This is a genomic window from Bacteroides sp. 14(A) (genome assembly GCF_000526555.1).
Lineage (GTDB): Bacteria > Bacteroidota > Bacteroidia > Bacteroidales > Bacteroidaceae > Bacteroides > Bacteroides cellulosilyticus.
The window spans coordinates 18,770-36,929 of sequence record NZ_JAGH01000001.1 but is presented as its reverse complement, the minus strand read 5'-3'; the positions used below and the strand labels follow the sequence as shown (position 1 = coordinate 36,929).

Sequence of the window (18,160 nt, the reverse complement as noted above, 5' to 3'; positions counted from 1 at the left end):
TAGTTATACTATTTCATATTCCAACCAATCAGTTTTACAGGACCTATTAACCCTGCATGAGGCTCACCTCTATATGCAGACGGAATAGTCTGATAATGATTCGATAGCGTACTATATACCAAAACCTCTATTTTATTACTACCGGGTTTAAGAAACTTGGTTACGTCCAACTTAAAAGGAGAATTCATCAAAACATCTACAAAGTCTCCGTTAATATTCACTTCACAGGTCGCATCCACAATGCCTAAATCTAATTCAACCTTCTGTCCGAACTTATCAGAATCGAAATGAATTTCTTTTGTATATCTGATACCACCGGAGAAGAACTTTAATGCACCGAAATCGGACCAATTTCCCAATGAGACAGTACCCATACCACAGTTAAATTTAACAGGTTCAACAAAGAAAGCAGGTCCTTCATAACCTATTTCCGGTTTGGCAGAGACAACAATCGTACTTACTCCCTTATTGGGATGCTTGACAGTAAGCAAATATTTGCCACTTTCGACCGATATTTCCTTTAAAGGAACTTCTTTTCCGTCAATCCAAAGTTGATTCACTCTACCTTTTACGGTGAATTCCACCGTACAGGTACCGGGAGCCGTAGTAAATTGATAGAGCCACATTCCGTTTGTTGAAGAAATAATACTATAAGGCACATATTCCGTTTTATACCATTTGGTTGCCACAAGACTGTCAAAAGGAGAGTTCGCTTTTATCTCTGGATAATTTTCTTTATAAAAAACGACAGAACCTCTTTTTCTATCATCTACACTATAACTTTTCTTCTCAGCCAAAACGTAACTTCCCTTGGGTGTATTCGCATAAGCTATCAACAACCGATGCAGACCTTTTTTCAAGGTAACAACTTTATCCTGGATTAACTTCCCATCCAAATATAAGAAATCAGCATTCTCACCTTCTTGTTCTATTCGGTATTTCCCCGATTTAGCAATACAGACATGCGTCTTAAAAAGTTGATGGCCACCCTGATCCAAAATCAACATACGATTATCAACTTTGCCTTTCAACCCATGATAGCCCTGTCCACCAGGATTATCAAATACTCCGTATTGCCACGAGAAACAATAAGGTTTCCAGTCGGTTTGAAAATTATTCTCAAGCAGATAAGCATGCAGATCCACCGATTGGTCAAGAGTAACCGTTTCCATATAGGGAGCATATCCAAACACTCCTGTTGGAGAATCTGCAGGAAATACAGGAGTCGATTGATATTTTGTAGACACAGGGCTATAATAATAGGTAAATTCACGAGCTTCAGGACCTATCAATTCGTCGATAGCCGGCAAACGAAAATCTCCCCATTTATTATTCATTGTCGGAATAATTTCAATATTCCAATCACCTTCTACCTGTTGGGTATTTGATACAAACCATTTTTCGGATGATTCATTCTCATAAGTAGGAATACCTGGTGAAAAGACTATCAACTGAGCTACATTATATTCTCCATCAAATTTTATCCAACTTCCTTCATCTGTCTGACGAAGTATTGGTTGTGAAACAATGGTAGCATTCTTTGCATCCCAACGTTCTACTTTACCTTTCGACCGGAAAAAGAGTTCGCTTCCCTTTTCAATATTCATGATCATATATACATCCCGCACCCCAATCTTACGATGTAATACCTTTCCTTTTTCTGTGCTTACTTTAAAGTCTGGTACTATAAGTCGGGAGATGAGTTCGGGAATCTTCTTGTTATCCTCTTCAAACATTCCCTTTCCACTTTTAGTAGAGGACTTGAATATTTCATTCAATATCCTCTCTACATCTGCATTGTTCTCCCCACTTTTAGAAGTTGCCTTAGGCAGTGACCCTGTTGCTATAACAATTCCTCCTTTCTGGTAAAATTCAAATATTTTCAACAATGTTTCGTGATGCAATGCTTTCATATCCGGCAATATCAGTACTTTATACTTTTCACCCGATACAGATAATGAGCCATTCTCAATTTCTGCCTTCTGAAGAGAGTGAAAGTCTATATAATCATAATCCAGTCCAACCTCACTTAATTGATCGGTTACGTTCCACATCACATCAGGATTCGCATCCGGATATGCTTGCATGGATTCGGTTGGGTAAAGCACAGCAATATCACAGACATGTACTCCCTGACTTAACAAAAAGCTTAAACGTTCAGCATACTTTAGCCATTTCTTCATATGAGGCCAATAAGGCATCCGAAAATGAAAACAAGGAGGAGCCCATTCCCACCATCCACCATGAGTTGAATAATACAGCCCATGTAAACATAGTAAATTACCACCGGCTATCATGTGATGTTCTAATTGCGAGGTCAACCATTCACCATTACTATCCCACCCCATACTATGAAAAGCCTCCAACCAAGTGCGGGGACGCTGATATAAATGAGTAATTGAACTGGATACCTTTGTTTGTCTGAAGCTTGAACCTTTTGCAGGAGCATCATTTCCCGGAGCCGTAAACCAGCTGATCATTCTAAAATAATCTAAGTATTGCAATGGTTCTAACCCACGTCCATTATTATCGCATCCATAGATCAAACCACGTTCATTATGCCAATCAAAAATTGGTTTAAAATACCTTTCTTCCGACAATTGGGTAACGACTTCAGCATAGTCCAAGCGTATTTTAGGAGTTATAGCCCCTATATTCTCGAATAGAGCAGGCAAATAAGGCAAAATAGAATATCCCTTCCTTTTCATAAATTCTTCAGGCATATCTTCCGCCCATGAATGCATATTCAAGTCATAATGTAACTCATCCTGAAAAAAGAAGTTCATTCCTTTTCTCCCATGGGTATCTAATTTTTCTTCAAATCTATTGAAATAGACATTCACCAATCTCTTCCCGTAATCCGGATGTAACTCACAAGAAGGCTGCGTATAAACAATATATACTCTCTGCTCCTTAGCAGAAGGTGACTTCCAGGTTAACCGGTTATCGGAAATTTTATCTGTCAGATCAATCTTATCCGGGTAAGCTATAACAGATATGGTTTTCTGCGGCAATTGAATATTCAATATAGCTGACGGCTTCACCACATACTGCTCCAGTCTCAAGCGACCTTGATAGTTTGCGAAACGTGTATCATTCCATATTTCATCTACATAATATCCATTTTTTGTCCAGCCAAGCACGTAATCATCCAATCCTAATCCCACTCCCGCATCAGCGCATTTACCGGAAAACCAATTCCAAGTCTCCCACCATCTATCAGTAAAAACCCCTGGGGTTCCAGGATCAGCTTTTCCAAAGCCTCCATAACCATTGGAATTCAGTTTCACATCAACTAAAGGATGCGAATGAATATAACTTACCGAAAAACCATCGGTAGACGCTTCGCTTAGTATTTGTAATTGTTCCTGTAGTCTCTCCCGGTTTAGCGAATCGCCATTCCACCAATAGAAAGGTATATTACCATACCCTTTCGGAGGATCAGCAAAGTTTTCTTTGATATCAATATTACCTTCTCTGGATGGATATCCATTGTATCGTTGCTCTTGTGCCATTCCTCCCAAGAAAAATAAACACAAGAGTGCACTTCCTATCAACCTTCTCTCTATCATAACTGCTATTTATTACTGAGGTTACATTTTAGTATTAAATACGATGTTATCTCCACTCAAAATAATATCAATATTCTGTACAGGAGTAGTCACATCCTGTACAGGCTATCCCCCACCTACTGAAAGATGTATTTTGCCCGGTTTTATCACCCATTCGTCGAAATCATTATATACTGCAAATACCTTAGGAGGTAAAATTGAAACACTATTTTATAGGCTTCCCATTCATATCACTAACTTTTTTAAAGCGAAAGGCAGGATATTTCTTATTAGGAGCTTGCTCCCCAATAGTTCTAACTAGATTCAGTTTATCAACATTCTCGAAAAAATAAGCACTTTCCCAAGCTGCTTCCGTTTTTTCTTTATTCCAGATAACTTCACAATCAATCATTGAGAGTTTATTAACCTTATGAAACAAAAAACCATTGCGTGCACGTTTGTCTATGGCATTTTCCGGTTCCATAAATAGTTGGAAATTATTAAAACGTATATTTTTAATTTCCGAATCAAACCCTTCGAGTCGCACGCCACTCTGTCCATGTGCAATGATATGATTAAACGTTATATTCTCAATAACTCCTGCTGAAGGAATGTTCTCACTCCGCTTCTGGGTGGTCAGCCAAACTGCATCTCCATTTCCCCACCAGAACGTAGCTTTACGTACTGTATTGATGACGATATTCGTAAACAATACATTTCTCACATTGCCTCCGTCGCGAATAATCATATTCAGTCCACGATTAGCATCGTTTATAATGCAATTAGAGACTGCTATATTCTCGAAATCAGCGTGAGATTCTGTCCCTATTTTAAGAGCGGCAGAAGAAGAAGTAAGAATACAGTTGTTGACCGTAATCCATCTGCATGGTCTTGTCTCATTATTCTGCCGGGTTGTCTTTAGGCATAAAGCATCATCACCCGTATTTATGACACAGTTGCTTATCATCACATTGCTGCATCCATCAATATCTAAACCATCAGAGTTCACTCCATCTACAGAACTTGATTGTATGTGAATCCCATCCACATAAACCCTATCACACCATTGCAAATGTACCGCCCAGAAAGATGATTCTATCACTTCGACATCTTTTATATGCACATTGGTACAATCGGTAAAATTAATAGCCCCCGGACAAGGAGGTACTTTTCTATATTTAGTTCTGTAATCGGCTCCATATTTAATCGCATTGTCTATTTCGCGTCCTGTCACAAAGTCTGTGATAGCCAATTGAGGTTCTCTTCTAAATTGTTCACGCACTGCTTGACAATGCAATTTACCTGTTCCGGTAACAGATATATTGTTCTCATTCAAAGCAATCAGGATAACCTCAACTGCTTCTGCATCCGAGGCCCCTACTTTTATTTTATGATTCTTATAATCGCTCACCCGACGGCTGGCATACAAAGCTGAACCTGCATCCAAATGCAAGTTCACATTACTTCTCAAGACCACTGAGGTCGTTAAATAATTTCCACTTGGCACCCAGACTACCCCACCTCCGTTCTTTGCACACTCGTCAATTGCTTTTTGAATGGCATTTGTAGATAAAATTGTTGTGTCCGCTATTGCGCCATAATCCATGATATTATAAACAGCTTTATTAGCAGCACTCAAGTTTATCAGGAAATAAGTTGCTATTAAAGTAACTAAAAATCTTTTCATAAGTATCTATTAGTAGGAGAGCACAAAAGAGTATCCAACCCCCTCATTTTGTGCTCTCACACATTTATATAAATTAAATATTAATAGTCGTAACCCGGATTTTGAGCAATTATATTGCGTAAAGTCTGCGCCCAATCATAAGGAATAGGGCGTGTCAGATATTCATCCTTAAACGCTTGTTCAGGACCAAAAACCTCCAAAGCCCGAGCTGCTCTCTCATTCATCTTCTTTGTAAATACTCTTTCACGAAGCTTTCCAGTACGTTTTAGGTCAAGGAAGCGTCTTTCTTCCCCCATTAACTCACGCGCACGCTCATCCAGAATATTAATAATAGTCAATTCAAGTGCGGGAGCTGTACCGGTTAAAGCTGCACGATTACGCAATTTTTGCAAATAGCCGGCACCATCACCCAAACCGGCTTTCAAAGAAGCCTCAGCAGCTATTAAATATACCTCACCCAGACGGAATTCAAAATGATCTCTTGTACCATTTTCACCACCATCACTGTAAAGAGCCTTAGAATCCTTGAACTTCTTAATACCCGGATATACATAGTATCTTGCTTTCTTATCATTGCCATTTTCATCTTGGGCAAAACCATTTACACGATAATCACCATCATCATCTTTAAGTCCGCCTACAAGTGGTTGATCAGCATATTCATCAAAGTTTACTACAAAATAAGGAAGCTGGTCTTTTTCCTCACGCGTCATCTGATGTTCATCAGGGAATACACAATGAATCATTTTCTGTCCTACCATAATTTCTCCGAAAGCTCCAGCACTGAATGGCTTAGCCTCATTGGCAAAATACTCACGTTGGAACGTTTTATCAAAACGAGTATCCCAGGAACGATCAAATAATTGATAAGCAGCACGAGTAGGAGCTACCGTACCTGTATACCTTTCCATATATTCCAACTTGGCACCCATACCGGGTATTGCATATATAAAGGGCTGATAAGTAGAATAATCTGTATTCCCACTCCAATTTGTTTGTAGATTTGTACTATACTGAACAGAGAAGATTATCTCATCATTCTTCTCATTGTCTTCTCTGAATATATCCTCAAAATTAGTAAGAAGTGAATAACCTTCATTCTTGATTACATCTTCCGCCAACTCGTATGCTCTTTTGGCATCATTTGATTCTGCATACGATTTATATGAGCGTGTCAGATATATTTTGGACAAAAGAGTCTTGATGGCTCCACGAGTCACCCGCCCAAATTCAGCTTGATCATTTTTAGAAGCTACCTTACTATAACATCCTTCCAAATCTTGGATAAGAAAAGCATAGATATCTTTTTCTGGAGTTCTTTCTGCTGTAAAATGGGGCTCTGTAACCTCTTCAATCAATAGAGGAATATCACCAAACTGCTCCGTTAAATAATAATAGGCCAAAGCACGTAAGAATTTTGCTTCCCCAGCGCGTTGTTCACGGAGCTCTTCGGAAATATCAGCCTGCTGACCATAAGATATTATTGTATTAGCTCGCTGTATTAAGTTATATCCATCTATGAACATCCATAAGAAATCCCCATTCCTAGCATCAATAGAGGTTTTATAATACTCGTTCATACCTCTTAGGTAAGTTTTACTATATTCCACTTTGTCTTTCACATTGCCATAATCTAAGCCACGCCCGGGAGAAGTATAAATATCTGTCCCCAATGTATAGGTTACTGATCTACGAGTCACATAACGCACTGGCTCATAGCCAGCCTTTACTAAGTATTCATACCCATCTTTCGTCCTAAAGTAACTCTGGGCATTCATTGTTCCTTCCGGTTTCTCTGTCAGGAAATCCTCACAAGAAGTAGCAGATAAGAGGATCAAGCCTCCTAAACAAATATTCTTTAATATATTGAGTTTCATAATTGATATTTAATTAGAATGTTACATTTATGCCAAACTGATAGCTCGATACAGATACACCACCATTATAAGTGGCTGTATTATCAGCATTTCCACTTCCATTAGTCGCATTAGCTCCAAACTCCGGGTCAAGACCTGTATAGTTAGTGAAAATAAAAGGATTAATAGCTGTGACGTACAGTCTCATCTTGGATATATGGCAATTCTTAAGCCATTTTAAAGGCATATTATATCCTAAAGTCATATTTCCTACACGTACAAATGATGTTTTCTTGTAACACAGCAGACTGGTATTTCCACCATTGAAGCCCGGACGATAAAAGGTATTAGAAGGATTCTCTGGTGTCCAATAATCAACCTTCAATTGATTGATTTCACCCAAGTACTCATTCTGCAACTCTGTATGGAACTTACTCCATTTCATTTCTCCCTGACGGGTATATATAAACACAGAGAAGTCAAAATCCTTATAAGTGAATGTATTTGTAATGCTACCTGTCCAATCGGGGAACGGAGTTCCTAAAATTACACGGTCCTTATCCGGGGTTATCGTACCACTATTGTCCTGGTCTACCTCTTTTACAGCACCAGGCAGCCTGCCATATTTACTCGCTTCATCTTTCTCACTTGTTTGCCATATCCCATCCCAAGCATAGTCATAATGAACAAGGACAGGCTGACCGATAAATAGTTTCTGATCGGGATAGTCTTTGCTATCACCAAATATCTCTGTTATTTCATTCTTATTAGTAGCAAAACTTAGATTGGTAGTCCAAGAGAAATCTTTAGTTTGTATATTTACCGTATTCAAGCCTATTTCCAGTCCTTTATTTCTAGTAGCACCGACGTTAACCGCACCAACATTATCAAAACCGTTGGTTTGAGGAATCTTTTGTGAAAGAATCAAATCGTATGTCTTTTTATTGTAGAGTTCAACATTACCAGCTAAACGCCCACCCCAAAGAGCAAAATCTAATCCTAAATTAATTTCCTTACTTTTTTCCCAACCAAGTTTATCATTCTTTATACGATTCAGATATTGTCCATTGGCATTAGTTCCATCAAAATCATATTGAGTGCTACTCGTTCCCAAAATAGTAGAATAATTATCGACAGCATTATTTCCCGATTCTCCATAGCTAAGACGTAATTTCAAATTATTGATTACGCTATTATCTTTCAGAAAACCTTCTTCTGTGACACGCCATGCTATGGCAGCCGATGGGAAAAATCCCCATTTATGTCCTTGTGCTAATTTTGAAGAACCATCTGCACGTCCAGTCACAGTGAAAAGATATTTATCCTTGTATGAATAGTTGAAACGCCCCATAAAGGATACAAGTCGATCTCTGCCTTCCCATGATTCACGGGCTACCTCAGTACCTGCCGACTTTATATTATGCCATTTCGAGTTGAAAGGAAGATCCTTAACAGAAATATACGAATGTTCCCATTGTGCCTCATAAGTACTTGTACCAAGCATTACGTCGATAGAGTGATCTTTATGAATCGTTCTGGCAAAATTCACCGTATTGTCCCATGTGTAAGAATAACCATTGTTATTCGTCAAATCGGCCTTAGGCAAAGCTGTTCCTTTATTCGATTTAGTAAATGTATCGGCAGCATAGCCAAACCGATCAAAATAGGCGTACGGGGAGAACGTACTTCGCACAGTTAAACCATCCATTATCTTATAATTTATGAAAAAATTGGCATATCCATTTAACTGACGGCTATTCTGAACCTCATTCTCGGCATCATAAAGTGGATTGGTAAAACGCTCTGGACGATAATCCTGAACATAGAATTGGCGATTACCATCTACATCATTCGGTGATGCAATAGGACGTAAACGAAAAGCTGAGCGAAGAGCTTCACGTGAACCATTGTCAATATTCCCATAACGCGCATTGACCGACAGTCCCAAAGTGAAATTACCAACCTTACCTTCAATACCCAATTTAAGAGTAAAACGTTCCATTTGTTCACCTTCAATACTACCAGTCTGATTTACATAACCTACTGACATAATATGTTTTTCTTTCTCACTTCCACCAGTAAGACTCACAGAATGAGAGGTTTGAAATCCATTCTGCAAAGTATAATCCAACCAGTCAGTAAAATTACCATTATCTGCATTCTCCTTTTCACGACCTACAAAAGGATTATGGTTAGAACCTCCATTGATTGCTTCTTTCGCATAAGCAACATATTCCGGACCATTAAACATTTCAGGCAAATTCGTTGGAGTAGTAAAACCCACCATACCATCGTAAGTTACAACCGTTTTTCCGCTTTGTCCACTCTTTGTCGTCACAATGATTACCCCGTTCGAGCCACGGGAACCATAAATCGCTGTGGCTGAGACATCTTTCAATATATCTATCCGTTCAATATCTACAGGATTAATCGCATTAATATCCCCCCCAATAACTCCGTCAATAACACATAAAGGAGAAGATGATTTATTGATAGAGTTCATACCACGAATTTCAATATTATAGCCAGTGCCCAATTTTCCATTGTTCTGAGTGACATTAACACCTGCAGTTTGGCCTCTTAACGCTCCTAAAGTGGAGTTCTGGCCAGTAGATTTCAATGTTGCATTAGATATCGATTTCACAGAACCGGTTAAATCCTTCTTTTTCATTGTCCCATAACCAACCACTACTACTTCATCCAAAAGCTCAGAATCCTCAACCATAACAATCTGAAGGCTCTCTTTACCATTCACTTTGACACGTTGAGTAGCATAGCCTATTGAACTGATATTTAGCTCATCTCCAGGCTTTACTTGCAGTGTAAAATTACCATCAAAATCCGTTATAACCCCAGTAGTAGAACCCACTACCAAAATAGTGGCGCCAATTAAAGGTTCTCCTTTTTCATCTATCACCTTTCCCGTTATGTTTTTTTGGGCATAGATAGGGACAAAACCTATCATTAGTAATAGAAAAACGGCTAATTTCTGAGTTAGCCCTCTCTCGAAATGTGTTTTAAACATAATAGTACAAATTAAAAGATTAAAAATATATTCATATCACAAAATTGTCTATCAAAGTTATTTCCTTATTTTTATCATCGGAACTATTTTATTAACTCACCTTTCTTTTGTAATCTCTCAATGATTTCCATATATACTAGAGTTTACCTTGTACCATCTTCTCATCTTTTTCAGGAGCCAAAATCCGGCAAGGCGAATTTGTGGTAATTTTTACAAACAACAATAGAACTGTAAGTAACAATAAAATTTTTGTTCTCATAATACAGATATTAATAAGACTCCTTAATTATTATACGATACAAATATAAAGTATCTCTTTTATTTTGTTATTATCCAAACACGATATATCATAGGACATTATCGATTCGCAGTCAACAGATGGAATTATTCAAGCGAAAAACGATAACAAATAAGATTTTATCGACTTTTAATTGTACATTTACTACTTATTATTATATTTGTAGCAGCTTATTCTAATCATATTAACACAAGTCTTATGCTACAATCCATTGATCAATTGCACCTATTAGTATTAAATGTAGGATTGGCCATTCATAATGCCGATTGGAACTGGAAAAACGTAAATAGCCCGTTTACAAGACTCTATTACATTAATGAAGGAATTGCTAAATTAAAAACTCCCTCCGGCATTCACGAATTAAAACCCAACCACCTCTATCTGATTCCATCTTTCATGCTGCATAGCTATATTTGTGATTCACATTTTAGTCATTACTACATGCATATATATGAAGATCATCAGTCTGAATCCAGTTTTCTGGAAGATTGGAACTTTCCTTTTGAAATTCCCGCCAGCAAACTGGATTTGGCATTATTCAAGAGGTTATGTGACATAAATCCAGCTATGGGCTTACCACAATCCGATCCAACGACCTATGACAACAGCCCCACATTAATTCAAAATATCATAAGAAATAAGCAACGGACTTTCTCTGTAAAAGTTGAGTCAAGAGGGATTGTTTACCAACTTGTATCCCGTTTTCTAAAAGAAGCAAAACCCAGAATTGAAACTAAAGATACTCGTATACAAAAAACGCTCTCGTTTATTCGGAAAAAACTCTATGAGCCCACTGATATTAATATATTATCTGAAATAACCAATCTTTCCAAAGACCATTTTATACGTTTATTCAAGAAAGAAGTGGGAACCACCCCATTGCAATACATCAATCAAAAAAAAATCGAAAAAGCTCAATTGATATTGATTACTGAAGATATGCCAGTCAAGAATATCGCTTATATGTTGGGATACGAAGATCACTCCTATTTCATCCGACTTTTTAAGAAAACCGTAGGAATAACCCCACTTGAATATAGACTAAAATTCAGTAAAGTATAAAGTAATCTTAGAGACAATCATGCGCTTAGAGGTTGGGTAAAATTCTATCCAAACCTCACCTACTCCATAGTTGTATCGTATAAAGGTATCCCTGCATGGAATAAGCAAGGAGTAGGTAAGGCTCAGATAAGGTGATGCGGATCATTTCTACTACTGAATCATAATATAACATCATTTAGTCATATATCTAAAAATATAATCGCTATATGACCATACTTTTTTACCTCCAGGAATGCTCGCTTTACCCATTTTATTATTAGAAGCATCCACATCTACAGTTAATACTATACGAACAAACTCTCCTTTCTGATAGTTGAACGTTTCCCCATCATCATCATAAAGATCATATATACCCGATGCGTTTCCATAATGACGAACTTCTAAAGGATATTGTTTGTTATCTATCTGTCGGATAGGGGGAAACATCGGAACAATTCCTCCATCTTTCACATATACAGGAATTTTATCCAAGCCGGGACTTACACTGATAATTTCTCCTTCACCGGCAAATTCTCCGGTGTAGAAGTCATACCATTTTCCCTTAGGCAATATGACTTTACGTTCCTTCTCCCCCTCAAACAAAGGCGCTACCAATAAGGAGTTACCAACCATAAACTGATCTTTCACTTCTTTTTTAATAGCCAACGCATACGGATTATTCGTAGCGTCGAAAGATACCTGCAACATTTTCTCATCCATATTATACCCTTCTTCCAAATTCATGGCACGAACAGGCGGAGTCCCTTTAAAAGTATAATCAGCAAAGGCGGTATATAGATAGGGGATCAATTGCATCCTAAGCAGCGAAATAGCTTTCACACTCTCGGCCACCTCAGGAAAAGTCCAGGGTTTTGTTCCATCCGCCCATGCATTCAACATAGCCAGCGGAGAGAAGCAAACAGTTTGCATACGGCGCAGCCATTCTTCAGAAGTCCGTGAAGCGCGTACTTCGGGAGTCCAGAGTACTCCAATAAATGAACTATTAACTAATGCTGTGATAAAATCGTGATGATTGTAATAGTCGTTATAAATAACATAAGGAAAAGAAGTAGTTCCCGCATTGGCCGCGCGTACCAATCCATATGTACGCTTATTCTCATCCTTATACATCTGAGTAGTGACTTTCTGCATTAATGAACCATAAATTTGTCGCATCTGCTCAGCGGAAGTTCCTGAAGGGAAAGAGGCAACATCCGGCCATAACCACGAATCATAACCGTCATTCTCATCCATCTTATAGCCACTTACCCCTAAATTCAATTGGTGTTTCTTAAAATGATCAATCAATATTCGTTGAGCTTCAGACATCATATAATCCGGAACAATGCCGCACCAAACAGTATGACTACTTGTATAGGGCTTAATTCTATCATATAATTCCCCTTTGGGAGAAATATATGGGTTCATCCAAAGGTTTGTTTGAATATTGCTCTCTTTCATTTTTTTGGTAAATGCCTGGGGATTTGGGAACCGAGTATTGTCCCACTCATATGTGCAAGGATAGGAAGCTGTCATCCAACCTGGTTCAAGTCCAACCACATTCAGCGGGAATCCTTTGTCTCTAAATTCCTGTACTTCCCGTTCTATTTCCGTATCGGTAAACAGGCTTGGTACCCTATGCCAGAATCCCAATCCCCATTTGGGAGGCAAACAACCTCCCCCATTATAAAGATTATAACGACGAACTACATCTAGCATCGTCTTACCGGAGAATACAATAACTTCAGCTCCTTCAGCTGGAATCAGAAACTCAAGGTTGTCTGAATAAGGTTGTGCAGTCCAGTCCTTATCAGTATTTCTATCTTTTGCAACCGGAGGATTAGAACTATCCTGACGGACACTTGTTCCTACCCAAACATCAATATAACGGGCAGAATTAATCAATGCACCGTATCCTTTGCTGGAGACAAAAAAGGGAATAGGAGCATGTGTACGGCCATTATCACTTCCTCCATAATGATCGACATGCAGGCGCATAACTCTGCCTCGTTGTTCTACCGTTTTGAAATTCAGACCAAGACCAAATATTTTTTCATCTTTGTCAAGTGGAAAACGTATATAGGTCTTACCATCCACAACTTCCGTTTTAACATCTTTAGGATCAATGGCAAGTGGAGCGTCTCCTATTTCTTCAATGGCTTTCCATTGAGGAGTAATATCCAGTTCACTCAGGAGAGTAACCTTCTCCTGTTTGCCAACGGAAATTTTCCATATCCCTTGTCCTTCTTTTTTCCATTCTAAATTAACATTATCTTTCTGCACACAAGCAAACGCGGCAAGTACCATAAACAGTCCGCAAACATATATTACAATCTTTCTCATTATAAGCGAATTATTTTTGTTATTAATTGCATTCTATCTTAAACACTACAGCATTATTCCCTTGTACAATAGGAACTTTCACCTGCAATCCTTCCTTAGTCAGTTCCCAAGGAACGAGTTGATTGGAGCCTATAACCGAAACATTTTCTATTTTCAACGCCTTGATCTTTTTTTTAAAGCTTTTGAACGTCATGGTTTTACCAGCTTCGGGAACCCCTAAAGTAATCGCATAAACAGTCTTTCCCTTTGTAGTATACCGCACATCATCTGCCGTGTATTTTAGCTTCATAAACTCTTTATGATTTTCAAAGTCTCCCACCGGTTGACTGGTAGGGCCTTCGCCAAACACATACCAAGGTCGGGTTCCATAAATAGCTTCTCCATTTATCTTTAGCCAGTCTCCAATATTCAATAAGATGGATTGCTGCTCTTGTGGAATGATACCATCAGAGCGGGGAGACACATTTAACATAAGAACGCCATTCTTACTGACCACATCAATCAACACATTTATCAGGTCTTCGCTTTTTCGCAACTCCATATCTTCGGTAAAACACCAGCTATCTGTACTTATTGTCTCTTCAGTGGTCCACAAACGTGATTCTATCTCTTGTTTTCTGGATTTCTCCAGAATCTCCATACTAACATTCAAAGGTAAGTCTTCCTGCTTGCGAAAGATAGCTACCTCCTTGTTCTTCTTTTTAGCATCCTCTAAAAAATACTGAGTAAATTTATAGAGATATTCTTCAGGAATAAGGTTAAGCCAAGAATCAAAATAGATAATATCCGGGCTATAATTATCAATAACCTCCTTCAATTCTCCCAACCAGATAGGCTCGTAAAACTCCTCGGGGGTTACGTTCCCATAAAGTAAACGAAGCATCGGATTGTTAGATGAAGTAGGCATCTCTTCTGAATAAGGGAAATGACTATCGTATAGATCCCAGAATTCAGGACGATCAGGCCTTTCCGTGTTTTTATAACGTTGTAACAAACGGGCATGATGGAAGGTGGTCATCACTTTCATTCCATGTTTTTTTAACTCTCGGCTGTATTCTCCCAGAACATCTCGTTTAGGTCCCATTAACGCGACATTCCAAGGGGTAATTTTACTGTCCCACATAGCAACCCCGTCGTGATGTTCAGCTACTTGGCCACCAAACTTTGCACCGGCGCGCTGAAATAAATCAACCCATTCTTTAGCATTAAAGTGCTCCGCTCTAAAAAGAGGAACCAATTTATCATATCCGAACTCTCTAGGATCCCCATAATGTTCTTTATGATATTGATACTCTTTACGACTCTCCATAAACATATGCCGGGAATACCACTCATACGAGTAAGCTGGCACAGAATATACACCCCAATGCAGATATATACCAAACTTAGCATCTTTCAACCAATCCGGTTCCCGATTATAAGCATTCTCTTTAGATAGAGATTTCCAATTCTTCTTATATGACTCACTCTGTGCACTTGCTTGAAAAGACAGCGTACAAAGCAACAGTATTAGTGAATAAACAGTACTCTTGGTTTCCATATAAATCTTTTAATAAATGAACTCTAATAAGGTGATATAGAAAATGAATAATCTCCTGAACCAATTTCATAAATACTCCGTCCATTTTCTACTCTTATAAATTGAATATCAGCCTTCTCTTTTATTGGTTTCCCGCTTTCTTGGATGAGTTCAACATCTACTCCTGGCAAGTATACCCATGCAGTGGTATTAACAGGAACGGTAACCTTATAAACAAACGAAGTATCTTTAATTTCCCACTTGCTTTTAATTTCTCCATAAGGGGATTTGAATGAAACATCTGCCCAATAGATATTCCCTACCATCTCTGGGTGTAGTATAAACTTCTTAAAAGCAACACTCTCTTTGTCCGCCCTTACACCACCAATACCGCTATAAAACCATTCCATCAAATGCCCCAGCATGCAATGATTATGCGAAGCTGTTTGTAAGGCCGCCCAAGATTCGGTAAGCGAAGTAGCCCCTTGTTTCAGTTGGTAGCCATAACCAGGCTTATCCGATTGGCTATTCATATCATATATTACATCGGACGCACCTTCCATTTCCAGTACGCGTAATAGATACCTGAATCCAATATCTCCTGCCGTAATACTATTATCTCGATTATGGATATCTGCAATAATTTGTTTCAAACAGCTTTCACGATCTTCGCCGTTCACTAAATTCATATAAAGAGCAATAGCATTCGCCGTCTGGCTTCCCCGATCATAATATCCCTTTTCCACATTAAAAAACTTTGCGTTGAAGGCAATCTTCACCTTGGTTGCCAGTTCCGTGTATTTGTGATATTCGAGTTCTTTATTCAAGAGCTTAGATGTTTCGGCAAGAATATTTAAATTATAATAATATAAAGCGGTAGGTGTTAGTCCTCTCGTTGTAAGCTGGCTGTAACCGGGATGATTGGGTCCCAAATCATACCAATCACCTAAACCATGATACAGTATATGATACTTACAACGGGACGTTAAGTAATCTACATAAGAAACCATCAAATGATAATTTTCCTCTAGCACAGATAGATCACCATACCATCGGTATAAAAACCAAGGTAATATAACCCCAGCACTTCCCCATTCGGGCGAATCCCTAAAGTCATGAGGAAAGCTTGCATATTCCGGTGCCGTATTAGGTATTAGTCCATTCTCTAATTGAGAATCCTTCATGTCATTTACGATTTTAGTATACATCTGCTTTATATCATAACAATAAGCAATAGAGCTGCTCATTAAATGAGCCACTTCTAGCCACCCTAGCTTCTCGCGATGCGGACAATCGGTCAATACATGTGACATATTACTTTTGACTGACCAATCAATCAATGAGTAGATATTGTTAAATACCGAAGAAGAACAGGCAAACTGTCCTACCTCTTCAGAGGTGTTGGAAACGTGCAGCAGGCTTAAATCTTCAATAACCGGAAGCCCTTGAGGATTTTTAACCCCTATCGGAACTGCCCCCTCAACCTGCACATACCTGAATCCATAATACGAGAAAGAAGGACTCCAATTTTCCGTGCCATTGCCTGACAAGGTATATGAAAACCAATAAGGAGTTCCGCTATTATTCTGATTGGCAAGCCCATCTTTTGTCAGATACTCTGCTGGCTTCATCACTACTTTTGCTCCAAATTTACCTTTAACTTTCAAAGCTATTATGGCAGAAGCATTCTGTCCAAAGTCATAAATATAAATGCCTGGATGAGTTTCTCGGACACTGATACTTCTTAATTGTTTCTTAACTTTCAGAGGCATTGAGATTTGAGAAGACAAGTTACCCACAGCAAGAATTTCGGTTGCATTTATCCATGAAATATCATTAAAATCTGACGTATCCCACCCCCTTTGTTCCAGAGTGGCATCATAATCCTCGCCCCCATATATACTTGAGAAAGTTATCGGGCTTTGAGTAACTTTCCAGCTATGGTCACTATTAATGTCATTGGTTGTACCATCTGCATAAGTGATATGTACTTTGCAAATCATCTTTGGAAAAGAAAAAGTCGAAATAAGTTTTCTATATCGGGTTGAATCACGGGGAACATGCAAAAATCCATTCCCCAATCTTACACCTAACACATTTTCTCCGCTGAGTAGTTGGTCAGTCACATCAAATGTTACGTACAAAGAAGATTTATCGTACTTACTCCAGCCTGGATCTAGAAAATGGTCACCAACCTTTTTGCCATTGAGACTCAATTCGAAATGTCCCAACCCGGAGATGAAAACCGTAGCCGATTGTATTTTTTTAGTTTCGACCTGAAACGGTTTGCGGAATTGAGGCATCCGAGCTTCCTTTTCCAGATAGTCCACTTTATTACCAGCTAACTGAAATCCAGGATACACCACATCTTTTGGAGATACACTCTCCATAGCAATCCAACGGGCAGGAGCCCAGTCTTCCTGCTTCATCAATCCCATCTGAAAACTTTTTATTTCCGACCATTTCGACTGGACTCCTTGGTTATCCCATACTTGTACTTTCCAATAATAACGTGCAGCCGACAGCAGCTTTTTTCCTCCAAACAATATATTTATCGATATTTCTGAGTTACACCTCCCAGAATCCCAAATATTACCGATGTCCTTCTTCAAAAGGTCTTCATTGTCCGAAACCAATATCCGGTAACCAACCTGAGTTAGATTTCTAGTATCTCCTAAAAGTTTCCATGAGAAAGTAGGTTTCAACGTTTGCACCCCCATTGGATATTCCTGGTTCTCACATCGTATATCAATTATCTCTATCTTTTTCGCCTGCAAAGAGCCGGCAAATAAGAATAGAGCTATCCAACCAAATACTTTCAAAATATTCATAATCGTATT

Annotated in this window: 8 protein-coding genes; 1 reads left to right on the top strand and 7 read right to left on the bottom strand. The window is 38.6% G+C overall.

Annotated features, from left to right (window positions below):
* Positions 1–8: 8 nt before the first annotated feature.
* The 4 genes from K429_RS0100095 to K429_RS0100080 form a co-directional block, all read right to left on the bottom strand.
* Positions 9–3,572: a glycosyl hydrolase gene (locus K429_RS0100095; protein WP_025725658.1), complete on the bottom strand. Its 3,564-nt coding sequence runs from the start codon at positions 3,570–3,572 to the stop codon at positions 9–11.
* Between the two features lie 205 nt (positions 3,573–3,777).
* A complete protein-coding gene (locus K429_RS0100090) occupies positions 3,778–5,238 on the bottom strand; it encodes a glycoside hydrolase family 28 protein (RefSeq protein ID WP_007210746.1) in 1,461 nt (486 codons plus the stop codon).
* A gap of 80 nt (positions 5,239–5,318) precedes the next feature.
* Positions 5,319–7,115: a RagB/SusD family nutrient uptake outer membrane protein gene (locus tag K429_RS0100085; protein WP_025725657.1), complete on the bottom strand. Its 1,797-nt coding sequence runs from the start codon at positions 7,113–7,115 to the stop codon at positions 5,319–5,321.
* A gap of 13 nt (positions 7,116–7,128) precedes the next feature.
* Entirely contained in the window at positions 7,129–10,119 is a 2,991-nt protein-coding gene (locus K429_RS0100080; RefSeq protein ID WP_025725656.1) for a TonB-dependent receptor, read from the bottom strand.
* A gap of 496 nt (positions 10,120–10,615) precedes the next feature.
* Between K429_RS0100080 and K429_RS0100075 the strand changes: the two genes are divergently transcribed.
* Positions 10,616–11,479, top strand: coding sequence for an AraC family transcriptional regulator (locus K429_RS0100075; protein ID WP_007210749.1), 864 nt, complete (start codon positions 10,616–10,618; stop codon positions 11,477–11,479).
* A 171-nt stretch (positions 11,480–11,650) separates the two neighbouring features.
* On the opposite strand, the gene K429_RS0100070 is transcribed toward K429_RS0100075, so the two are convergent.
* Genes K429_RS0100070 through K429_RS0100060 form a run of 3 tightly spaced genes read right to left on the bottom strand, consistent with a single transcriptional unit; the run spans position 11,651 to position 18,151 of the window.
* On the bottom strand, positions 11,651–13,801 hold the full coding sequence (locus K429_RS0100070) for a TIM-barrel domain-containing protein (protein WP_025725655.1): 2,151 nt from the start codon (positions 13,799–13,801) through the stop codon (positions 11,651–11,653).
* 22 nt (positions 13,802–13,823) lie between these two features.
* Positions 13,824–15,341 (bottom strand): alpha-L-fucosidase, encoded by a 1,518-nt coding sequence (locus K429_RS0100065; RefSeq protein ID WP_007210751.1) that lies wholly within the window; start codon positions 15,339–15,341, stop codon positions 13,824–13,826.
* A 23-nt stretch (positions 15,342–15,364) separates the two neighbouring features.
* A complete protein-coding gene (locus tag K429_RS0100060) occupies positions 15,365–18,151 on the bottom strand; it encodes a family 78 glycoside hydrolase catalytic domain (protein WP_025725654.1) in 2,787 nt (928 codons plus the stop codon).
* Positions 18,152–18,160: the final 9 nt, after the last annotated feature.